The organism is Roseateles sp. P5_E8, from assembly GCF_054177665.1.
The window spans coordinates 36,032-56,229 of record NZ_JBGCUM010000032.1 but is presented as its reverse complement, the minus strand read 5'-3'; the positions used below and the strand labels follow the sequence as shown (position 1 = coordinate 56,229).

Below are 20,198 nucleotides of genomic sequence, written 5' to 3'. Positions count from 1 at the left end.
TCAAGCTCCTTGCTTTATGCGGTTGTCAACGACGCGCCGGGCCTTGCCGACCAGCGTGCGTTCGATGGCGTTGTTCGGCTCGACTTGAACAGTCGCCGTCACGCCGATCAGGTTCTTGATGCGCTCGGACAGGCGCTTGGCGATGCCGTCGTCGGCGGCGCCCAGCGCCAGCTCGCAGCGGATCACCAGCTCGTCCAGCGCCCCGTCGCGGCTGACCACCAATTGGTACTGCCCGCCCAGCCCCTTCTCCTGCAGCACCAGTTCCTCGACCTGCGTCGGAAACAGGTTGACGCCACGGATGATGAGCATGTCGTCGCTGCGGCCGACGATCTTGCCCATGCGCCGCATGCTGCGTGAGGTGGGCGGCAGCAGGCGCGTCAGGTCGCGCGTGCGGTAGCGGATGACGGGCATTGCTTCCTTGCTGAGCGAGGTGAAGACCAGTTCGCCCTCAGACCCGTCCGGTAGCACCTCGCCCGTCTCGGGGTCGATGATCTCGGGGTAGAAATGGTCTTCCCAGACGACGGGGCCGTCCTTGCTCTCGACGCACTCGCTGGCCACGCCCGGGCCCATGACTTCGGACAGGCCGTAGATGTCCACCGCGTCGATGCCGGCACTGGCCTCGATGTCCTTGCGCATCGCCTCGGTCCAGGGCTCGGCGCCGAAGATGCCGACCTTCAGCGACGACTCGCGCGCGTCCAGCCCCTGGCGGGTGAACTCCTCCACCAGCACCTGCATATAGCTGGGCGTCACCATGATGATGTCGGGCTTGAAGTCGGTGATGAGCTGCACCTGCTTCTCGGTCTGGCCGCCGCTCATCGGGATGACGGTGCAGCCCAGCCGCTCCGCGCCGTAGTGCGCGCCCAGGCCGCCGGTGAACAGGCCATAGCCATAGGCCACATGCACCAGGTCGCCCGCGCGGCCGCCCGCAGCGCGGATGGAGCGCGCGACCAAGTTGGCCCAGTGGTCGATGTCCTGGAGCGTGTAGCCGACGACCGTGGGCTTGCCCGTGGTGCCGGACGACGCATGGATGCGCGCCAGTTGCTGGCGCTGCAGGGCGAACATGCCGAACGGGTAGTTGGCGCGCAGGTCCTGCTTGGTCGTGAAAGGGAACTTGGCGAGATCGGCCAGCGTCTTCAGGTCGGACGGATGCACGCCGGCTTCGTCGAACTTTGCCTTGTAGTGCGGCACCTTGTCGTAGGCGTGCAGCAGGCTCCAGCGCAGGCGTTCGAGCTGCAGCGCCTGCAGCTCGTCGCGGCTGGCGGTCTCGATGGGGTCCAGCTCACCGGGGCGTGGGGTTCTCATTCAAAAACCTTTCGTTCGCCGAGACGGTAGGAGCGGCCGCGGAACATGGCAATCAGATCGCCGTGCTGGTTCCGTACCGCAATGTCGTACAGCCCCGTGCGGCCGGCCAGCGAGGTTTCCTCCGCCGTGGCCGTCAGCAGGTCGCCGAGCTTGGCGCTCTTGAGGATGTCGATGCCAAAGCCTGACGCCACCGTCAGCGCGTTGCGGGCGTTGCAGGCAAAGGCGAAGGCTGAGTCCGCCAGCGTCGCGATCAGCCCGCCGTGGCAGATGGCGAAGCCGTTCAGCATGTCGGCCCGCACCGCCATCGTGACGACGGCGCGGCCGGGCCCGACCTCGGCGATCTGCATGCCCAGCATCTTGGTTGCGGCATCGTCCGCGAGCATGACGTCGCGGACCTTTTCGGCAATGGCCTGTGCGTCCATCACCGGTCCTTGAACTCGGGCTTGCGCTTGTCCATGAAGGCCGCGACGCCTTCGAGATAGTCGTGCGCAAAGCCCAGTTGGCTTTGCAGCGCCGCCTCGCGCTTGAGTGCCGGCTCGTACTCCAGCTTCATCGCGTCATCCAGCGCGCGGCGCGTCTCGACGAGGGCGCGGGTCGGCATGCCGGCCAGCCTCTGCGCCAGCGCCATGGCGGCGTCCTGCAGCTCGGCATCGGGCACCAGGCGCGAGATCAGGCCCAGGCGCTCTGCCTCTGCGGCCTTGAGCTTGTCGCCCAACAGCGCCAGCTCCAGCGCCTTGGCGCGGCCCACCAGCCGCGGCAGCAGCCAGGTGCCGCCGCAGTCGGGAATGAGCCCGATGCGGGCGAACGCCTGGATGAAACTCGCGCTCTCCGCCGCCACCACCAGGTCACAGCTCAGCGCCAGGTTGGCGCCGGCGCCGGCCGCCACGCCGTTGACGGCAGCCACCACCGGCACCGGCAGGCTGCGCAGCCGCAGCGCCAGCGGGATGTAGTAGTGCTCCAGCATGTGGCCGATGTCCTTGGGCGCGGCATCCAGCTCGCGGCTGGGCGCCACATGCGGATCGGCCAGGTCCTGGCCGGCACTGAAGGCGCGGCCCGCGCCGGTGATCAGCACGCAGCGCGTCGCCGCGTCCTCGGCGGCAGCCTCCAGCGCCTGGCGCAACTGGACCAGCATGGTGGCCGTGAAGGCATTCAACGCCTCGGGGCGGTTCAAGCGCAGCAGGCGCACGGCGCCGTGCTGCTCGTTCTGGATCAAGACTTCGGACATTGGCGTTTCCCTACCGACCGGTCGGTTAATCGTAGAGGCCGATCCAATCCGGTTCAAGGGAACCAAGGGAATACCCTAGTTTTTGTCGATCTCGACAGCTTCGGCCAGCGCCGCCACCAGCCCCGCCCGAGGCGGCGCAAAGCCCGGCGCCGTGCAGGCCGCCGAGCCCGCAGCCAGCGCCCAGCGCAGGTGCTGTTCCACCGGCGCGCCGGCGTCGCGCATCAGGCTGTCCAGCAGACCGGCCATGGCCGCGTCGCCCGCACCCACGCTGTCCACCACGTCCACGTGCGGCGGCAGGCCGCTGCATTCCTCCACGCCGTGGTACAGCGTCGTGCCAGCTGGCATGCCCCCTTCAGCGCGCGTCAGCAGCAGCCAACTGCCGGGGTTCCAGGCCGCGATCTGGGCGAGTCCGGAGCGGTAGTCCGGCACCCGGAAAAGGCCGCGCAGGTCTTCGTCCGACACCTTGATCACATCGGCCAGCCGGCACATCTGCTCCAGCGTGTCGTCATAGCTCGCGTCCATCGGCGGCGAGCAGAAGTTGGGGGCATAGCTGATGAGCCGGCCCTCGCCCTTCAGCGCCTCGGCCAGCGCCAGCAGCCGCCCCGCCAGCGGCTCGCGCACCAGGCTCAGGCTGCCGAAATGCGCCCAGCGCAGCGAGCGCGACCAGCCGGCGGGCAGGCCCTCGGGGCGGAAATGCAGGTCGGCGCTGTCCTGGCCAATGAGGAAGTGGCGCGGCGGGTCCAGTTCATGCTGCACGGCCAGCAGCGGCGGGCGCGGCAACTGCTGGATGAAGCGCATGTCGAGGTGGGCCTCCTGGCTGGCCTGCCAGATCTCGGCGCCGAAGGGGTCGCGGCTGATGGCGCCGGCAAAGGCGCTCAACTGGCCCAGCGTCGACATCGCCACCGCCACGTTCCACGGCGAGCCGCCGCTGGCGCTGCGCCATCGGTCCGGCCCCGTGCGGACAAGATCCGTCAATGCCTCACCGAAGGAAATGAAATGCGGCAGGTCGGGGTGCAGGATCTGAGTCATTGCCGCCCATTCAAACCCGCCCGCGATGCCACCGCAAGCCCCTCGGGGTTCCGCCGGCTGACACAATTAGCCCCTATGCCCGCCCGCGTGATTCCCCTGCATGACGCCCGCTCGATGCGCGCGCCGCCGCCGCATGTCGCGCGGCCCGGCCAGCTGCTGGCCGATTCATTGGGCCGGCCGCTGCGCGACCTGCGCATCTCGGTGACGGACCGCTGCAATTTCCGCTGCAGCTACTGCATGCCCAAGCAGGTGTTCGACAAGCACCACGAATTCCTGCCCCATGCCGACCTCCTCAGTTTTGAGGAGATCACGCGGCTGGCGCGCACCTTCACGGGCCTGGGCGTCGAAAAGCTTCGCATCACCGGCGGCGAGCCAACGCTGCGCCGCGGGCTGGAATCGCTGATCGCCATGCTGGCCGAACTGCGCACGCCCGATGGCCGAGAGCTGGACCTGACGCTGACGACCAACGGCTCCACGCTGGTCAAGAAGGCCGCCTCGTTGAAGGCGGCGGGGCTCAAGCGCCTGACGGTCAGTCTGGACGGACTGGACGACGCTGTCTTCCAGCGCATGAACGACGTCGGCTTCCCCGTCGCCGACGTGCTGGCCGGTATCCGCGCCGCGCAAGACGCGGGCCTGGGGCCGATCAAGGTCAACATGGTCGTGCAGCGCGGCGTCAACGACGACCAGATCCTGCCGATGGCGCGCCACTTCAGGGAGAACTACGGTGGGGGCGTCGTGCTGCGCTTCATCGAATTCATGGACGTGGGCGCCACCAATGGCTGGCGCATGGACCAGGTCTTGCCTTCGGCCGAAGTGCAGCGCCGCATCGCCGCCGAGTGGGCGCTGGCGCCGCTGTCGCACAGCGCGCCGGGCGAGACGGCCGAGCGCTGGGCCTATGCCGACGGCAGCGGCGAGGTGGGCTTCATCTCCAGCGTGACCCAGGCCTTCTGCAGCGACTGCAACCGCGCCCGGCTGTCGACCGAGGGGCGGCTCTACACCTGCCTGTTCGCAACGCGCGGGCATGACTTGCGCGGGCTGCTGCGCGGGGTGGAGCCGGTCAGCGATGGCCAGCTGGCAAGCGCCATCGCCGGCGTGTGGACCGGGCGCGACGACCGCTACTCGCAGTTGCGTGGCACGGCTGCCGCCATCGCCGAACCGCGCGTCGAGATGCATTACATCGGTGGCTGAGTTTTACGCGCTCGTCCTCGCCGGCGGTCGCGGCACGCGCATGGGCGGCGTGGACAAGGGCTTGCAGCTGCTGGACGGCCGGCCGCTGGTGTCGCACGTCATAGCCCGCCTGGCACCGCAGGCCGGCAAGCTGCTCATTAGCGCCAACCGCAACCTCGATGCCTATGCCGCCTTCGGCCATCCCGCCCTCACCGACCCGCCCGGCCTCGAATTCGCCGGCCCGCTCGCCGGCATGCTGGCCGGCCTGGCCGCCATTCCCGACGACGCCTGGCTGCTGACCGCGCCGTGCGACTGCCCTCGCCTGCCGCCGGACCTGGCCGAACGACTGCTGGCACAGGCCGAGACGCACGGCCTGGCCTTCGCCCAGGCGGACCGCGAGCACCCGACGCATGCGCTGCTGCACGCGCGCCTGCGCGCACCGCTCGCCGCCCACCTGCAAGGCGGCGGCCGCGCGGTGCTGCGCTGGATGCTGGCCCAGCCCCACGGCGTCGCGCACTTCGACGACGAGGCCGCCTTTGCCAACCTCAACCACCTGTCGGACCTGGCCTGATGCACATCGCCATCCGCCCCATGCTGGAGCCCGACCTGCTCGCCTACAAGGCGCTGCGCGACGCCATGCTGACCGGCCACCCCGAGGCCTTCACGTCGGACGCCGAGACCGAGTGCCATCGCGACCTGGCCAGCTACCGCAGCCGCCTGGCCGGTGGCATGGGCGGCGCCACGCTGTTCACGCTGCTGGCCCTGGACGGCACGCGTGTCATTGGCGGGCTGACCTGCGAACGTGAGCCCCGCCGCAAGGTGAATCACATCGCCCATCTCGTCGGCATGATGGTGGCCGACACCCACCGCGGCCGGGGCACGGGCCGGGCGCTGCTGGGTGCCACCATCGCCCGCCTGCAGGCCACGGCCGGGCTGGCTCAGGTCACGCTCAGCGTCACCAGCAGCAACCGCGCCGCTGTGGGCCTGTACGAGAGCGTCGGCTTCACGCGCTACGGTCGCCTGCCGGACGCGATACGCCTGCCGGATGGCCGCAGGCTGGACAAGGACCTGATGCTGCTAAGGCTGTAGCAACTGGAACTGCACGATCAGCGCGTCCTGCACCGCCAGCAGCCCGCCCAGCACCGTGAAGGGCTGGATGCCGAAGTCGCTTTGCCGGATGACGAGCTCGCCGCGCGCGCGCCGCCCCGCCACCTCGGCCACGAACCACTGCCGCCGCGTGACGCCATGCAGCGTGATGTCGGCCTCCACCGCGCGCCGCCCGCCCTCACCCAACTGCTGCAGCGTGCGCACGACCACCTCGGGGTGGGCCGCAGCATCCAGCGCCTTCAGCAGGTTGGCGCGCGTGCCGGCGCGGGCCTCGTCGTCCACCGCGCTGGCAAAGGCCTCGCCCAGGCGGGCACGCAAGCCCGGCGGGTCAACGGCCAGCGAGTCCAGGCGAAAGCGCAATACCGGCCCGGCGGCGGGCCAGTCCACGCGCAGGTCGGCGGCGCGCAAGACATGGTTGTGGCCCAGCCTCGCGGCCGTGCCGCCGCGGTAGACGAGCACGCGCAACTCGTTGTCGCCATCGACCGACGGCGGTGTCACCGGGGCGACGTCGGCGCAGCCGGCCAGCGTGGCCAGGGCGATCAACAGCGGTCGGCGGCCTGTCGTTTGTGGGCTCAACTGGGGAATCTGCGGAGGTTTTGGGCACCAAAGCGCGACGTTCTCGCACCGGGCTGGACTAGCATAGCCACCATCTCCTCGTCGGAGCCCCAACATGGCCAGTCTGTTTCGCCCCGCCCTTGAACTGATGACGCAGTACGCGGCCTATCACCGCGACCGCCGCAACATCACGACCCACTTCATCGGCATCCCGCTCATCGTCTTCGCGATCAGCGCCCTGCTCGCCCGCGCCGAGTTCGATGTCGGCAACACGCCGATGAACGCTGCCATCGTGCTGTGGGCGCTGTCGGCACTTTGGTATCTGACGCGCGGCAACCTCGTGCTGGGTGCCGCCACGGCCGCCGTCAACGGTGTGCTGACCGCCCTGGCCATGATCGCGGCCCAAGGTTCATTCACGAGCTGGCTGGCCATCGGCGTGGGCAGCTTCGTCGTCGGCTGGGTGTTCCAGTTCGTCGGCCATTACTACGAAGGCAAGAAGCCCGCGTTTGTGGACGACCTCGTCGGCCTGCTCGTCGGCCCGATGTTCGTCGTCGGCGAGGCCATGTTCATGCTCGGCTGGGGCCGTCCGCTGCTTGCGGAAATCGAACGCCGCGTCGGCCCGACGCACCTGCGCGACCTGGCTCACCCGTAAGCGCGCAGCGCATGACCGGCGTTCTCGTCATGGGCGCCGGCTCCGTAGGCTGCTTCATCGGCGGCCTGACGCAACTGGCCGGCGTGCCCGTCCACTTTGTCGGCCGCCCGCGTGTGCTGGCCGGCCTGCGCAAGAACGGCCTGCGCCTGACGGACCAGGACGGCCTGGACCGCCGCATCCCGCCGCTGCAGCTGCGCCTGCATGAGGAAGCGCCCGCCGGCCTCAAGCCCGACCTGGTGCTGCTGTGCGTGAAGTCCGGCGCCACCGCCGAAGCGGCCACCGCTCTTGCCCTGACCTTGCCCGAGGGCAGCACGGTCATCAGCCTGCAGAACGGCATCGCCAACGCGGCCCAGGCCCGTGCCGTCGCGCCGCAGCTGCGCTGGCACGCGGGCATGGTCCCCTTCAACATTGCCGAGCTCAGCGCCGGCCACTACCACCGCGGCACCGCCGGCGCCCTGGCGGCCGAGGGTGGCGCGGCCGACGTCGCGCTGGCCGCCTGGCAGACCGCGCTGGCCCGCGTCGGCATGCCGCTGAAGCTGCACGCCGACCTGGCACCCGTGCAATGGGGCAAGCTGCTGCTGAACCTGAACAACCCCGTCAACGCCCTCTCCGGCCGGCCGCTGCGCGAAGAGTTGCTCGAGCGCGGCTACCGGCGCGTGCTGGCCGCGCTGCAGCAGGAGGCGCTGGATCTGCTGGACGCCGCGCAGCGCCCCGTCGCCCAGCTCACGCCGTTGCCACCACGCCGTCTGCTGATGATGCTGCGCCTGCCCACGCCGCTGTTCCGCCTTGCCGCCGCGCGCATGCTGCGCATCGACGCCCAGGCGCGCTCCAGCATGGCCGACGACCTGAGCGCAGGCCGCACGACGGAGATTGACGCGCTCTGCGGAGAGGTCGTACGCCTGGCTCAGAGCCTGCACCGCAGCGCGCCGCGGAATGCGCGCATGCAGGCCCTCGTCGAAGCCAGCCCCAAGCGCCGCCGGCCTTACTCGCCGGCCGAATTGCTGAGTGCGCTGGGCTTGTCCTGAATTGATCCATCTCCGTCTGCCAGCGCGTGGCGGGCGTTGCATGGTGGCGGAACACTGAGGGCCTCTTCAACGCACCAGAGGCCTCACCATGACCACCGCCCTCATCGTCATCGACGCTCAGCAGTCCTTCGCTCACCGGCCCTATTTCGAACCCGCCGAGGTGCCGGCCTACCTCGCCGCGCAGAACCGGCTCATCGAGGGCTTCGAGGCCGCCGGCCTGCCCATCGTGCGCGTCTTCCATGTGCAGCCCGACGCGACCGGCGCCGACCCCTTCAGCCTGGAGAGCGGCCTCGTCCGCCCGCTGGAAGGCCTGCGCGACTTCCAGGCCGCCGTCACCGTGAACAAGACCCGCCACAGCGCCCTCATCGGCAGCGGCCTGGACGTGTGGCTGACCCAGCAGGGCGTGCGCCGCCTCGTCATCAGCGGCATCCGCACCGAGCAATGCTGCGAGACGACGACGCGGCATGCGTCGGACCTGGGTTGGGACGTCATCTACGTGCCCGAGGCGACACTCACGTTCACGATGTTCCAACCCGACGGTTCGCCGCTGACGCCCGCCCAACTGCGTGCCCGCACGGCCACCGTGCTGGACGGGCGCTTCGCCCGCGTGCTGGATGCCGAAGCGGCGCTCGAGGCCGTGATGCAAGAGGAAACAGCCCTTGCCTAAACAGGTGGTCTTCGTCCTGCAGGACGACAGCCTCGTCCTCGACTGGGCTGGACCGGCCGAGGCGCTGCGGCTGGCCAGCCTGCAGATCGCCGAGCTGAAGCTGGCCGTCGCGCCCTTTGCACTGCGCTTTGCCGGTGTGCAGGCTGCGTCCACCGGCTCGGTCGGCATCCAGCTGCAGGCACTGGAGCCGCTGCCGGTGGCGCTGCCCGAAGGAAGCTGGATCGTCCTCATCGGCCGCACCTCGGCGGCGGAGGCCCGGCGGGCGCCGCAGCGGGAGCTGCTCGCCTGGCTGGCGCGCCTGGCCCCGGGGCGGCCGGGGCTGCGCCTCGTCACGGTGTGCTCGGGCGCACTGCTCGCGGCCCGCGCCGGCCTGCTCGACGGCCGCCGCGCCACGACCCACCATCAGCACTTGGACGACCTCGCCCGCCTGGCCCCAGGGGCGACGGTGATGCAGGACCGCGTCTTCGTGCAGGATGGCGAAGTCTTCACCAGCGCCGGCGTGACGGCCGGCATCGACCTGGCCCTGCACCTCGTCGCCGAGCATGCGGGCGAACTGGTTGCCGCTCGTGTGGCGGAGCAGATGGCCGTGGCGCTGAGGCGTGGCCCTGCCGACCCCGAGCTCTCGCCGCTGCTGGCGCACCGCCAGCACCTGAACACGAGGCTGCACCGCGTGCAGGACGCGCTGAGCCTGGCGCCCGCCGAGGACTGGCCGCTGGAGCGCATGGCCGCGCTCGCCGCCACGACGCCGAGAACCCTGAGCCGGCTGTTCGCCCAGCATGCCGGCACCAGCCCGCAGGCCTATCTGCGCGGCGTGCGCCTGGCCGTGGCGCGCAACACGCTGCAGGCCGGCGCCAGCGTGGCTGCGGCCAGCGACGCGGCCGGCTTCAACTCGGAGCTGCAATTGCGCCGCGCCTGGGCGGCGGCCGGCTGGCCGGGCACGCCCTCGGGCGCGCGGCAGCAGCAGGCCTAGGCTCCCGTCACGATACCCACCGGAAAACCGAAGCGACGTTCAGGTTGTGAATGTCGACGCTGCGGCGGGCGCTGGCGACAATCTGGGGCTCACCACGGACCGCCCGCCATGCTTGAACTGCTGACCGACCCGCAGACCTGGATCGCCCTCGCCACGCTGACCGCGCTGGAGCTGGTGCTGGGCATAGACAACATCATCTTCATCAGCATCCTGGTCGACAAGCTGCCCAAGGAACGGCAGGAGACCGCGCGGCGCCTGGGCCTGTTCATGGCCATGTTCATGCGCATCGGCCTGCTGATGATGCTGGCCTGGATCGTCGGCATGGTGGAGCCGCTGTTCACGCTGCCCGTCTTCGACAAGCCCATCTCGGGGCGCGACCTCATCCTCATCGGCGGTGGCCTGTTCCTGATCTGGAAGAGCACCGGCGAGATCCACGGCTCGCTGGAAGGCGAGGACGAGAGCCACGGCGCCGGCGGTGCGGCCAAGGCCGCCTTCGCGTCGGTCATCCTGCAGATCATGGTCATCGACCTGGTCTTCTCGCTGGACTCCATCATCACCGCCGTCGGCATGGTCGACGACGTGCGCATCATGATCGGCGCCGTCATCTGCTCGGTCGCGCTGATGATGCTGTTCGCCGGGCCCATCGGCCGCTTCGTGTCCAACCACCCCACCATCAAGATGCTGGCGCTGAGCTTCTTGGTCGTCGTCGGCGTGGTGCTCGTGGCCGAGGGCTTCGGCCACCATGTGCCCAAGGGCTACATCTACTTCGCCATGGCCTTCTCGCTGGGCGTCGAGATGATGAACATCAAGATGCGCAAGAAGGCCACCACCAAGGTCAAGCTGCGCCAGCGGATGCCAGGCGGCGACGACGAGTAATCAGGCTCGCCGCCTCGCATGAGCGCGGCGGCGAAGCGTGGGAACTGCCTCAGCGCTTGCCCGCGCCCACCAGCACCAGCACGCCGCCGACGATGCCGGCGATGCCCAGCCAGATGGGGATGTTGACGGACTTCGTCTCCTTGACGTTGATCTCCAGCGGGCCGATCTTGGCTGCGGTCTTTTCATCCGTGTACGAGAACCCGCCGTAAGCCAGCGCGAGCACGCCACCGACGATCAGGGCCAAGGCGATTGCACGCAAACCGTTCATACGAACCTCCAGACATTGTTGGGACCGGCGGTCATGCCGCCGTGGCTGGAGTACACCGCTGGCGCCCTACATCGCCTGTAGGACGCCACGAGGCGGGCACGTCGGTTGCCGGCGCTTGCGCGCGGCGGCATCAGGTCGCCCAGATGCGCGGATCGCTGCCCGGCAACGCCCACAGCCGCTCGCGCCACAGCGACCGCACCCGCCGCAGCGCCAGCGTGACGTCCTCGACCTCGTCGCCGATGACGCGCATCAGCAGCACGGCGCCACGCAGGCTGGCCAGATGGGTGATGCCACTGAGCGGCACGTCGGGCACCTCGGCCAGCAGCGCACGGCTGTCGGCCAGCAGTGCCTCGGCATCTGCCAACGGAACGGTCTGCGCATAGGCCAGCGTGCCCAGCACGCGGTGGCCCGCCAGGCCGCATGGCCCATCCAGCAAGGCCTTGTCGGCTGCATCCAGCCACCCGCGGTCCAGCCACTGGCCGGTGATCTCCAGGTGCTGCAGCAGCTTGCCGGCATCAAAGGGCTGGCTCGCCGCCGGCAGGCCCAGGCCCAGCACCTCGGTCGCGAACAGGCTGGCGCCGGGCGCCAGGCTGAGCCTGACCTCGTTGCGCGCAATGCAGCTGGGGTAGGCCAGCGTCTCCTGCGGCAACCATTCCAGCCGCGCGCCTTCACCCACGCGGGCATGCACGACCTGCGCCGCCTCGCCCGCGTTGGAGCGGTAGAAGCGCGTTGCGGCCGGCGTGGTAACAAGCAGATGCGCGCCGGCTTCGACATCGATCTGGATGTCGAGCCGATCGCCGCCCACCAGGCCGCCGGGCGGGTGCACGAGCACCGCGTGGGCGATGCGCGTGGATTCCGGGTAGAGCGTCTTCAGCAGCCGCAGCGGGCCGTCGTGGCGGGCATGCACTCGGGTCGCGCCCGAGCCGTCACGCGCGGCGTTCAGCGTCAGCCGCGCGGGCCAGCGGACGGGGTCAGTCAACCAGCAGACCCTTCTTCTCGATGAAGGCGACCACCTCGGCCAGGCCGTCACGGGTCTTGAGGTTGGTCATGACCCAGGGCTTCACCGGCCGCATGCGCGCGGTGTCGCTGCGCATCACGTCCAGGTCGGCGCCCACATGCGGCGCGAGGTCGGTCTTGTTGATGACGAAGAGGTCGCTCTTGGTGATGCCGGGGCCGCCCTTGCGCGGAATCTTCTCGCCGGCCGCCACGTCGATGACGTAGATGGTCAGGTCGCTCAGCTCGGGGCTGAAGGTGGCCGCGAGGTTGTCGCCGCCGCTCTCGACGAAGACGATGTCCGCGTCGGGGAACTTGTCCAGCATGCGGTCCACCGCTTCGAGGTTGATGGAGCAGTCCTCGCGGATGGCGGTGTGCGGGCAGCCGCCGGTCTCCACGCCCATGATGCGTTCGGGCGCCAGCGCGCCGGCCACGGTCAGCAGGCGCTGGTCTTCCTTGGTGTAGATGTCGTTGGTGACGACGACCAGGTCCCAGCGGTCACGCATGGTCTTGCAGAGCATCTCCACCAGCGTGGTCTTGCCCGAACCCACCGGGCCACCCACGCCCACGCGCAGCGGCGGCAGTTTCTTGGTGCGGTTGGGGATGGCGTGCAAAGGTGCTGAAGTCATGAGCGGAACAGTCTCGAATATTGGGTTTCGTGGCGGGCGCCGTGGATGCCGAGCAAGGGCGCAAAGGCCAAGGGTTCGGATTCGGCCAGCGCGGTCTCAACGGCTGGCGGAATGGCGTGCACGAGGCGTGCCAGCAGGCGCTGCCCGGCCGTCTGCCCCAGCGGCACGCTGCGCACGGCGGCCTGCATCAGGTTCTCGGCCCAGCCGAAGGCGATGGCCTGCAGCGCCGGCTGTAGCGCCGCGCCACGCGACGCGGCCACGGCGCCCATGACGACCGGCCAGGTCGGCGCGGGCTTGAGCGCTTGCAGCAGCGGCAGCACGGCGGCATCCGGGATCAGGCCCTGCATCCACACGACCAGGCTGCGACCCATCTGCTGGGCCTGCTGCAGGCTCTCGCTGGTCTCGCGCGTCTGCAGCGTCCAGGCGTTGAGTTCGGCCAGGCGCTCACCGTCGAGCGCCAGCGTGGCGGCATGCGCGGCGGCGGCCACTGGCAGCTCGGCGCGCGCCTGCACGAGTTCAAGCTGGTTCAGCAGCCAGTCGCCGGCGCTGGTCTCGTCGTGCACGATGCCGGCGTCGACGGCCGCCTCCAGGCCCTCTGAGTAGCTGAAGCCGCCGACCGGCAGCGCCGGCGAGGCCAACCAGAGCAGGTGCAGCAGCGAGGCCTCAGTGCTTGTGGTCATGGCCGTGGTCGTGACCGCAGCCCGGGCCGTGCACATGGCCTTCGTCGTGTGCCTTGACGGGAATGGTCAGCGGCTTGCGCACGGGCGCCGGCGCGGCGGCGTGCTCGTGATGGTCATGCCCGTGGTCATGATGGTGATGGCCGTGGCCGGCACCCTCGCCATAGGCCCCGCCCTCGGGCTCGAAGGCCGCCTGCGCCTCGGTGACGATCAGGTGCTGGCGGCGCAGCATGTCAGCCAGCACCGGGTCGGGCTCGAACTGCAGCAGGTCTGGCTGCAGCTCCAGCGGCACATGGCGGTTGCCGAGGTGGTAGGCGGCGCGCAGCAGATCGAAGGGCGAGCCGTGCTCGGCGCAGTGGCGCACCTGCAGCACGGGCTGGGGCGAGGCGATGACGCGCAGCAGCGAGCCGTCCTCGCCTACCAGCACGTCGCCGCCGCGCAGCGCCGTCCCGCGCGGCAACACGATGGCCACCTCGCGCCCCGTGCTGTCCGTGGCGCCGAAGCGGCTCTTGCTGCGGGTATCCCAGTCGAGTTCGAGCGCAGGCGCGCGCTTGAGCAGTACGGCGGCAAGGCCGCCGCCTTGGGGAAGACGTTTGGAATAGGTGTGCATGGTTCGATGAAAAATCAGGCCGGTCTGCATCGATTGTCGATGCAGCCGCCAAAAGGAGCAGCACACATGGGCATCGTTCAACTCGTTGAAGTTCCTGGGTCACCAGAAGGCTCGCTGGGGCTCGCGCTGCCAGAGGACGTGTTGGCGCGCCTTCGGCTGGCGGAGGGAGACACCGTCCTGCTCACCGAAACCCCGCACGGCATACGGCTCACACCCGCGCAGCCGAGCCCGGATGACACCCCGCTCCACAACACTCCTCAATGCTGACTCGCCCATGACCTCGCCCACGCTCGACACCCTCACCCTCTCCATCCAGGACCACATCGCCACCGTCCGCCTGAACCGGCCGGACAAGGCCAACGCGATGAACGCGACGATGTGGCAGGACATCCGCCGTGCGTTCGACTGGATCGACGGCCAGGCCGAGGTGCGCGTGGCGGTGCTGGAGGGCGAAGGCCGTCACTTCACCGCCGGCATCGACCTGGCCATGATGATGGGCATCGCTCCGCAGATCGCCGACCCCTGCGACGGCCGCACGCGCGAGAGCCTGCGCCTCGTCATCCTGGACATGCAGGACACCCTCACCAGCCTGGAGCGCTGCCGCAAGCCCGTGCTCGCGGCCATCCACGGCGCCTGCGTGGGCGGCGGCATCGACCTGATCTGCGCGGCCGACATGCGCTACTGCTCGGCCGACGCCTACTTCTCCATCAAGGAGATCGACATCGGCATGGTGGCCGACGTGGGCACGCTGCAGCGCCTGCCCAAGCTCATCGGCTCCCAAGGCCTGGTGCGCGAGCTGGCCTACACGGGCCGGCGCGTGGAGGCAGCCGAGGCGCGCGAGATCGGTCTGGTCAACCGCGTGTTCGACAGCCGCGAGGCGCTGGGCGCTGGTGTGCGCGAGATCGCCGCGAGCATTGCCGCCAAGTCGCCGCTGTCCATCCGCGGCACCAAGGAACAGCTGAACTACGCGCGCGACCACTCGGTGGCCGACGGCCTCAACTACATCGCGACCTGGAACGCAGCCATGCTGATGAGCGAGGACCTGACGAAGGCCATGATGGCCGGCAAAGGCACGCCAAGCTTCCGGGACTGAACGGCACCCCTGGCCTGACGTCGAAGGCCCTAGTCGATCAGATCAATCGCCCAGTCGAACGACGGATCACCCACATCGTTGTGCGCGATGTTGAAGTCCTTGCGCTGAATCAGCAGGTCCGCATAGGCCCGGCTCCTGTAGCGCGCCTCGAAGGCGAGCACGTCGTTGACGTTGCCGGGCGCGTTCGCGCTGGTCAGGATCAGGCGCACGGGCAGGCGGGGGCTGGCCGCAAAGCGGGCCTGCTCGTCCAGGATGTTCTTGGTTGTCAGCGCCCAGAAGGAGCCGTCGAACAGCAGGTAGTTCCTGAAGAAGGGCGTGCCCACGTCCTCGTTGCTCAGCAGGATGGAACCCAGCAGCCCGCCATAGGACGTGCCCGAGAAGCTGCGCACGCCCGTCGTGCGGTAGCCGGCCTCGATCAGCGGCGCCAGCTCCTCCTTCAGGAAGCGGCCATAGGCCGGCGCACCATTCACCGTGTAGTCGATGGCCCTGCGGTCGGGCGGCCCCTGCTCGATGTTCACCAGGATCATGGCCTTGCGGCGCTTGTCCAGCATCTGCGAGAACGCCGGAAAACTCCACTGCCCGTCCGTCGCATACATGACGGGGTAGCTCTTGCCCGAGGTCGCGTAGTTCTCCGGCAGGTAGACGTGATACGGGTAGGTGATGCCCGTGATCTTTGACGTGATGGACTTGTCGCGCTCGACCGTGCCGGCATAGACATACGCAGGCGCCGACGCGGCAGGCTGGGCGAGCTGCGGCGTCGTCTCGGTCGAGCCGCCGCCACCGCAGGCGCAAAGCAGGCAGGCAAGACTCAGCAGCGGCAGACGGCGCAACAGGCCTGACAGGCTTTGGGGCACGAGGTTCACGCGGGTTGTCTCCGGTCGAGGACTGCTCCCTGCTCAGGCGGCAAGGTCATCAGGCGCGAAGCATACGCAGAGCGTGGCCTAGTCAATCAGGTCGATCGCCCAATCGAAGGACGGATCGGCGATGCCGAAATGCGTCACGTCGAAGTTCTTGTGATGCACCTGCAAGCCCACATAGGGCCGGGCCTGGTAGCGGGCCGCCAATGTGGCCACGTCGCGCTCGTTGCCTTGCCTCATCGCGCCCGTCACGAACAGACGCACTGGCAGGCGGTGGCTGGCCGCAAAGCGGGCGTCCTCGTCCTTGAGGTTGCTGTCGGTCAGCATGAAGAACGAGCCGTCGAACAGCAGGTAGTTCCTGAACAACGGCGTCGTCGCGTCCTCAGTGCTCAGCATCAGCGCGCCCAACAGCCCACCCAGCGACGTGCCCGCGTACGAACGCACGTCGGTCGTGCGGTAGCTGCGCTCGATCAGCGGCGCCAGTTCCTCCTTCAGGAAGCGCGCATAGGCCGGCGCGCCCTTGGCGGTGTAGTCGGTGGCGCGGCGGTCCTCCCCGCCCTGCTCGATGCTGATCAGGATCATCGGCTTGCGGCGCTGGTCCAGCATCCGCGAGAACGCCGGGAAGGTCCATTGCCCGTCGGTCGTGTACATGACGTCGTAGCGCTTGCCCGAGGTGGCGTAGTGCTCCGGCAGATAGACGTGGTACGGGTAGATGATGCCCGTGATCTTTGACGTGATGGCCTTGCCGCGCTCCACCGTGCCGGCATAGGCATGGGCAGGCGCCGAGGCGCCCGAAGCCGCAGCTGCGGGGACTTCGACCGCGGCGCCGAAGCGACAGGCACCAAGCAGGCAGGCGAGGGTCAACAGCAGCGAAAGGCGTTTGAGCATGGGCTCCCTTGGGTTCCTTGGGGCGCTGCCCAGCTCAACTGGCGCAGGCACACGGTGTGTGGGCGGCGAGCTTAGGATCGAGCAGCGCCTCAGGCGAAGGTCATGCGCGACCGCCTCTGCGCGCTCGCAGCCCCACCGTCACCCGCAGGGCGGCCCGGCAGCGCTGAACGATCGCTAGCCGGCGCGCACCGCGCGAATGTCTGCGGCAACGGTCTGCAGGTCGTCGCCGAACTGATGCCCGCCGTGCGCCATCGTCACCGTGATCGCCTGCGGCAGCTTCGCGGCATGCAACGCCAGATGAGCGAACGGCACCGTCTCGTCATCGCGGCAGTGATAGATCAGCAACTGCGGGATGGCACCGAGCCTCTCGGCCAGGTCGTCCGGCAACACGAGTTCGTCGAAGGCCCAGCGCTCGCCGTCCCACGCCGGTGCGGCCAGCAGAACCAAAGCGTTGACGTCAATCGGCGGCGCCCGCTCCGCCAGGTAGCTCAGCAGCATGGCCCCGCCCAGGGAATGCCCCACCAGCGTCACCGTGCCGTGCAGCTTCGACAGCTCCGCACCGATCTGCCGCTTCCACGGCTCCATGCTCGGCTCGTCTTCACCACGCATCTGCGGGTAGTGCACCTCGTAACCCGCGCCCAGTTCGCGCCTCAGCGAAGCCGCCAACGGCGCATCGGCCGCATGCGCGCCCTCGCCGCCGCCCTGGATGAAGAGCACCTGTTTCTTCGTCGTCATGGCATCGCTCCTGCGGCTCTGCAACGCCGACTGGCACGCCGCAGCGGTAACGGGCAATGGCCGTGCCTGCGCGGGGTCCGTAGCCTCGACAACCGCGCGCGCCCTGCTCGTGCCGCTATTGAGCGCAATCGCCTTTAGCATCCGCCCATGCTCGCCGCCTCCCAAGCCCTCGCCTTCCTCGCGACCGCCCTCGTGCTGACCGCCACGCCCGGCCCCGACAACCTGATGGTGCTCGGCATGGGCATGTCACGCGGTCGTCGCGCGGGCATCGCCTTCGGCCTGGGCTGCGCTTTAGGCTGCCTGAGCCACACGCTGCTCGCCGTCGTCGGCATCAGCGCGCTGGTGGCCGCATCGCCGGTCGCCTTCACGGCGCTGAGATGGGCAGGCGGCGCCTACCTGCTGTGGATGGGCGTGCAGGCCTGGCGGCATGCAGGCGCCGTGCGTGTTGGCGGCGAGGCGACTAGCGAAACACCGCTGCGCCAGCTGTTCGTCAAGGGCCTGATCGCCAACGCCATCAACCCCAAGGTCGTGCTGTTCTTCCTGTCCTTCCTGCCGCAGTTCGTCGTCGCGTCGCAGGGTCAGGTGGAGTGGCAGCTCGGGCTGCTGGGCCTGCTGTTCACCGCGCAGGCCGCCGTGCTGTTCGGGCTGCTGGGCTACTTCTCCGGCAGCATCGGCGCCTGGCTGAACCGCCGGCCGAGCGTGGGCCAGTGGCTGGATCGGCTGGCGGGGACGGTGTTCATCGGGCTGGGCGTGAGGATGATTGCGGCACGGTAAGTGCCGTCTCACGACTGCCTCAGCCGGGCCGCCGGATCCGGAGCAACGCCAGCGCGCCCAGACCCATCAGCATCAGGGCCCACGTCATGGGCTCAGGCACGGCTGACAACACATCGCCGGCACGCACGACCACGGCGTAATTCTTGAGGCTGATATTGGTCGGCGGGTTGTTCTGAAACCCGTAGGTGGCACTGAAAGCCCACCCCACGCCCAGAGGGGTGCGTTCCGTTTCGCTCCAGTACCAGCCGTACTGCATGTTCACGAACGGCCCCGGATCGATCGTGAGGTTGGGATTCGACGGGTCGTAGTTGTTGCCGAGTTCCTTGTGCCACAGATAGCCCATCGGGCTGCCCGTGCACCCATAACCTACGCCCGGGAAGAAGGAATTCTGCGAGCAGGTGGCGTCGGGCACCTGGGTTGTGGGCAACGACCAGCCGCTGAAGCTGCCGACGGTCAACGTCGAGGCCCAGGTCTTGGCATCCTCCCAGGTCATCGTGCCGGCGTCCCACGCAGAGCTCGCGCCTGCGGCGTAGTTCCAGTTCCTCAGCCAGGTCAGGTTCAGGTTGGGGTCGTACTCGAAAACGGCGCTGGCGTCGCTGGCCGCCACCGCCGCGCCGTTGATGTCACGGCCCTGCAAAGGCAGTGGCGGTGCGGCATGCACCGCGCCTGCCACCAGCCAGCCACCAATCGCCAAAGCGGCGCCACGCATCTTGCTGATCTGCATCTTCAATCTCCCTTGGTTGCCCTGAATTCCAGCGGCAAATTTTGAGCCACCCGCTTGGCCAAGCGGCAGTACCTCAGTTCACGATGCCGCGCTGCCGCAGCAGCGCGATCTGCTCGCCCGTCAGCCCCAGTTCCGTCAACACGGCTTCCGAGTCCTGGCCCAGCGCCGGCGCATTGCGGCGGTGGCTGCCGGGCGTGGCGGACAGCTTGGGGCAGATGCCGGGGACGTCGAGGGCACGGCCATCGGGTAACTGCACCTGCTGCAGCATGCCGCGCGCGCGGTAGTGCGGGTCGGCGGCGATGTCGGCCACCGTGTAGATGCGCCCGGCCGGCACCTCGGCGCCCTCCAGCGCCTGCAGCACCTCGTCCACCGGCCGCTGCGCGGCCCAGGCGCCTATTGCCCCGTCGATCTCGGCCACGCGGGCCACGCGGCCGGCGTTGTCGGCGAGCGCCGGGTCGCGGCCGAGGTCGTCGCGGCCAATCAGCGTCATCAGCCGGCGGAAGATGCTGTCGCCGTTGCCGGCGATCAGCGCATAGCTGCCATCGGCGCAGCGATAGGCATTGGAGGGCGCGATGCCCGGCATGGCGCTGCCGGCCGGCTCGCGCACCACGCCAAAGGCGCTGTACTCGGGCAGCAGGCTTTCCATGCAGTTGAAGACGGCCTCGTACAGCGCCACGTCGATGACCTGGCCCTGGCCGGTGGTATGGCGGTGCTGCAGCGCCAGCAGGATACCGATGACACCGTGCAGCGCGGCCAGCGTGTCGCCGATGCTGACGCCCACACGCACCGGCACGCGGCCGGGCTCGGCGGTCAGGTGGCGCAGCCCGCCCATGGCCTCGGCCACGGCGGCGAAGCCCGGCCGGTTGCGGTAGGGGCCGGTCTGCCCGTAGCCGCTGACGCGCAGCATGATCAGCCGCGGGTTGGCGGCCAACAGCTCGTCGGGGCCCAGGCCCCAGCCCTCCATCGCACCGGGGCGGAAGTTCTCGATCAGCACGTCGGCCTCGGCGCTGAGCCGGCGCACGATGTCCTGCCCCTCGGGCGTGCGCAGGTCCAGCGCCAGCGAGCGCTTGTTGCGCGACTGCACCTGCCACCACACCGAGGTGCCGTCCAGCAGCAGCCGCCACTTGCGCAGCGGGTCGCCGGCGCCGGGCGGCTCGATCTTGATGACCTCGGCGCCAAAGTCCGCCAGCGTCTTGGCCGCGAACGGCCCGGCGATCAGCTGGCCCAGCTCGACGACCTTGAGGCCGGCCAGCGCGGCGGGGGTGGTGGGAGAAGTGAAGGCAGCGGCAGTCATGCCGGCGAGTGTCCGGCGGCTGGCTGGTAGGAGCGTGCGGATCTGGCGCGCACTGGCTTGGCTGGCGGCGAAGACCGCGCG

The 20,198-nt window shown here is 69.3% G+C and carries 26 protein-coding genes; 11 read left to right on the top strand and 15 right to left on the bottom strand.

Features of this window, described 5'->3' with window-relative positions; all coding sequences use genetic code 11:
• The 4 genes from paaK to ACXRVZ_RS18070 form a co-directional block, all read right to left on the bottom strand.
• The gene (gene paaK / locus ACXRVZ_RS18085; RefSeq protein ID WP_458232664.1) at positions 1-1,302 is read right to left on the bottom strand and encodes a phenylacetate--CoA ligase PaaK; all 1,302 of its coding nucleotides are present in this window, start codon (positions 1,300-1,302) and stop codon (positions 1-3) included.
• On the bottom strand, positions 1,299-1,724 hold the full coding sequence (paaI, locus tag ACXRVZ_RS18080; protein WP_457423351.1) for a hydroxyphenylacetyl-CoA thioesterase PaaI: 426 nt from the start codon (positions 1,722-1,724) through the stop codon (positions 1,299-1,301). The genes paaK and paaI overlap by 4 nt, the downstream gene beginning before the upstream one ends.
• A complete protein-coding gene (locus ACXRVZ_RS18075) occupies positions 1,724-2,527 on the bottom strand; it encodes an enoyl-CoA hydratase-related protein (protein ID WP_457423350.1) in 804 nt (267 codons plus the stop codon). Before ACXRVZ_RS18075 ends, paaI begins: the two co-directional genes overlap by 1 nt.
• A gap of 75 nt (positions 2,528-2,602) precedes the next feature.
• Positions 2,603-3,556 carry a carbohydrate kinase family protein gene (locus tag ACXRVZ_RS18070; protein WP_457423348.1) on the bottom strand — a complete coding sequence of 318 codons (954 nt, stop codon included), beginning with the start codon at positions 3,554-3,556 and terminating at the stop codon, positions 2,603-2,605.
• A gap of 75 nt (positions 3,557-3,631) precedes the next feature.
• Between ACXRVZ_RS18070 and moaA the strand changes: the two genes are divergently transcribed.
• Genes moaA through ACXRVZ_RS18055 form a run of 3 tightly spaced genes read left to right on the top strand, consistent with a single transcriptional unit; the run spans position 3,632 to position 5,812 of the window.
• Positions 3,632-4,744 (top strand): GTP 3',8-cyclase MoaA, encoded by a 1,113-nt coding sequence (gene moaA, locus ACXRVZ_RS18065; protein WP_457423346.1) that lies wholly within the window; start codon positions 3,632-3,634, stop codon positions 4,742-4,744.
• Entirely contained in the window at positions 4,737-5,294 is a 558-nt protein-coding gene (gene mobA, locus ACXRVZ_RS18060; protein WP_457423344.1) for a molybdenum cofactor guanylyltransferase MobA, read from the top strand. Before moaA ends, mobA begins: the two co-directional genes overlap by 8 nt.
• Positions 5,294-5,812: an N-acetyltransferase family protein gene (locus ACXRVZ_RS18055; protein WP_457423342.1), complete on the top strand. Its 519-nt coding sequence runs from the start codon at positions 5,294-5,296 to the stop codon at positions 5,810-5,812. The genes mobA and ACXRVZ_RS18055 overlap by 1 nt, the downstream gene beginning before the upstream one ends.
• Here ACXRVZ_RS18055 and ACXRVZ_RS18050 read toward each other — a convergent pair.
• Positions 5,801-6,406 carry a YceI family protein gene (locus ACXRVZ_RS18050; RefSeq protein WP_458232663.1) on the bottom strand — a complete coding sequence of 202 codons (606 nt, stop codon included), beginning with the start codon at positions 6,404-6,406 and terminating at the stop codon, positions 5,801-5,803. The genes ACXRVZ_RS18055 and ACXRVZ_RS18050 overlap by 12 nt on opposite strands.
• Positions 6,407-6,500: 94 nt before the next feature.
• Here ACXRVZ_RS18050 and ACXRVZ_RS18045 point away from each other — a divergent pair, with 94 nt between their 5' ends.
• The 5 genes from ACXRVZ_RS18045 (at position 6,501) to ACXRVZ_RS18025 (ending at position 10,575) form a co-directional block, all read left to right on the top strand.
• Complete coding sequence (locus ACXRVZ_RS18045) at positions 6,501-7,037, top strand: Mpo1 family 2-hydroxy fatty acid dioxygenase (RefSeq protein ID WP_457423338.1); 537 nt, start codon at positions 6,501-6,503, stop codon at positions 7,035-7,037.
• An 11-nt stretch (positions 7,038-7,048) separates the two neighbouring features.
• Positions 7,049-8,062: a 2-dehydropantoate 2-reductase gene (locus ACXRVZ_RS18040; protein ID WP_458232662.1), complete on the top strand. Its 1,014-nt coding sequence runs from the start codon at positions 7,049-7,051 to the stop codon at positions 8,060-8,062.
• Between the two features lie 88 nt (positions 8,063-8,150).
• Positions 8,151-8,729, top strand: a complete 579-nt coding sequence (locus tag ACXRVZ_RS18035) for a cysteine hydrolase family protein (protein WP_457423334.1) — start codon at positions 8,151-8,153, stop codon at positions 8,727-8,729.
• Positions 8,722-9,699, top strand: a complete 978-nt coding sequence (locus ACXRVZ_RS18030) for a GlxA family transcriptional regulator (RefSeq protein ID WP_457423332.1) — start codon at positions 8,722-8,724, stop codon at positions 9,697-9,699. Before ACXRVZ_RS18035 ends, ACXRVZ_RS18030 begins: the two co-directional genes overlap by 8 nt.
• 108 nt (positions 9,700-9,807) lie before the next feature.
• Positions 9,808-10,575 (top strand): TerC family protein, encoded by a 768-nt coding sequence (locus tag ACXRVZ_RS18025; RefSeq protein WP_458232661.1) that lies wholly within the window; start codon positions 9,808-9,810, stop codon positions 10,573-10,575.
• Positions 10,576-10,624: 49 nt separating this feature from the next.
• Here ACXRVZ_RS18025 and ACXRVZ_RS18020 read toward each other — a convergent pair whose 3' ends face one another.
• From ACXRVZ_RS18020 to ureE, 5 genes are all read right to left on the bottom strand, one after another.
• Positions 10,625-10,819, bottom strand: a complete 195-nt coding sequence (locus tag ACXRVZ_RS18020; RefSeq protein ID WP_458232660.1) for a hypothetical protein — start codon at positions 10,817-10,819, stop codon at positions 10,625-10,627.
• Between the two features lie 154 nt (positions 10,820-10,973).
• Positions 10,974-11,822 (bottom strand): urease accessory protein UreD, encoded by an 849-nt coding sequence (locus tag ACXRVZ_RS18015; RefSeq protein WP_457423326.1) that lies wholly within the window; start codon positions 11,820-11,822, stop codon positions 10,974-10,976.
• A complete protein-coding gene (gene ureG / locus ACXRVZ_RS18010; protein ID WP_457423324.1) occupies positions 11,815-12,465 on the bottom strand; it encodes an urease accessory protein UreG in 651 nt (216 codons plus the stop codon). The genes ACXRVZ_RS18015 and ureG overlap by 8 nt, the downstream gene beginning before the upstream one ends.
• Positions 12,462-13,145 carry an urease accessory protein UreF gene (locus tag ACXRVZ_RS18005; RefSeq protein ID WP_457423322.1) on the bottom strand — a complete coding sequence of 228 codons (684 nt, stop codon included), beginning with the start codon at positions 13,143-13,145 and terminating at the stop codon, positions 12,462-12,464. The genes ureG and ACXRVZ_RS18005 overlap by 4 nt, the downstream gene beginning before the upstream one ends.
• On the bottom strand, positions 13,129-13,752 hold the full coding sequence (gene ureE / locus ACXRVZ_RS18000) for an urease accessory protein UreE (RefSeq protein WP_457423320.1): 624 nt from the start codon (positions 13,750-13,752) through the stop codon (positions 13,129-13,131). The genes ACXRVZ_RS18005 and ureE overlap by 17 nt, the downstream gene beginning before the upstream one ends.
• Before the next feature lie 6 nt (positions 13,753-13,758).
• On the opposite strand from ureE, the gene ACXRVZ_RS17995 reads away from it, so the two are divergent.
• The gene (locus ACXRVZ_RS17995; RefSeq protein WP_457423318.1) at positions 13,759-14,019 is read left to right on the top strand and encodes a hypothetical protein; all 261 of its coding nucleotides are present in this window, start codon (positions 13,759-13,761) and stop codon (positions 14,017-14,019) included.
• Positions 14,020-14,026: 7 nt separating this feature from the next.
• Positions 14,027-14,845, top strand: a complete 819-nt coding sequence (locus ACXRVZ_RS17990; RefSeq protein ID WP_458232659.1) for a crotonase/enoyl-CoA hydratase family protein — start codon at positions 14,027-14,029, stop codon at positions 14,843-14,845.
• Between the two features lie 29 nt (positions 14,846-14,874).
• On the opposite strand, the gene ACXRVZ_RS17985 is transcribed toward ACXRVZ_RS17990, so the two are convergent.
• From ACXRVZ_RS17985 to ACXRVZ_RS17975, 3 genes are all read right to left on the bottom strand, one after another.
• Positions 14,875-15,708 (bottom strand): alpha/beta hydrolase, encoded by an 834-nt coding sequence (locus ACXRVZ_RS17985; protein WP_457423314.1) that lies wholly within the window; start codon positions 15,706-15,708, stop codon positions 14,875-14,877.
• Between the two features lie 78 nt (positions 15,709-15,786).
• A complete protein-coding gene (locus ACXRVZ_RS17980) occupies positions 15,787-16,590 on the bottom strand; it encodes an alpha/beta hydrolase (RefSeq protein WP_457423312.1) in 804 nt (267 codons plus the stop codon).
• Positions 16,591-16,764: 174 nt separating this feature from the next.
• A complete protein-coding gene (locus ACXRVZ_RS17975) occupies positions 16,765-17,325 on the bottom strand; it encodes an alpha/beta fold hydrolase (RefSeq protein WP_457423310.1) in 561 nt (186 codons plus the stop codon).
• A gap of 147 nt (positions 17,326-17,472) precedes the next feature.
• Between ACXRVZ_RS17975 and ACXRVZ_RS17970 the strand changes: the two genes are divergently transcribed.
• Complete coding sequence (locus ACXRVZ_RS17970) at positions 17,473-18,099, top strand: LysE family translocator (protein WP_457423308.1); 627 nt, start codon at positions 17,473-17,475, stop codon at positions 18,097-18,099.
• A 19-nt stretch (positions 18,100-18,118) separates the two neighbouring features.
• Here ACXRVZ_RS17970 and ACXRVZ_RS17965 read toward each other — a convergent pair whose 3' ends face one another.
• Together ACXRVZ_RS17965 and ACXRVZ_RS17960 are read right to left on the bottom strand one after the other, a co-directional pair.
• Complete coding sequence (locus ACXRVZ_RS17965; protein ID WP_457423306.1) at positions 18,119-18,823, bottom strand: PEP-CTERM sorting domain-containing protein; 705 nt, start codon at positions 18,821-18,823, stop codon at positions 18,119-18,121.
• A 73-nt stretch (positions 18,824-18,896) separates the two neighbouring features.
• Positions 18,897-20,117, bottom strand: a complete 1,221-nt coding sequence (locus ACXRVZ_RS17960) for a CaiB/BaiF CoA transferase family protein (protein ID WP_457423304.1) — start codon at positions 20,115-20,117, stop codon at positions 18,897-18,899.
• Positions 20,118-20,198: the final 81 nt, after the last annotated feature.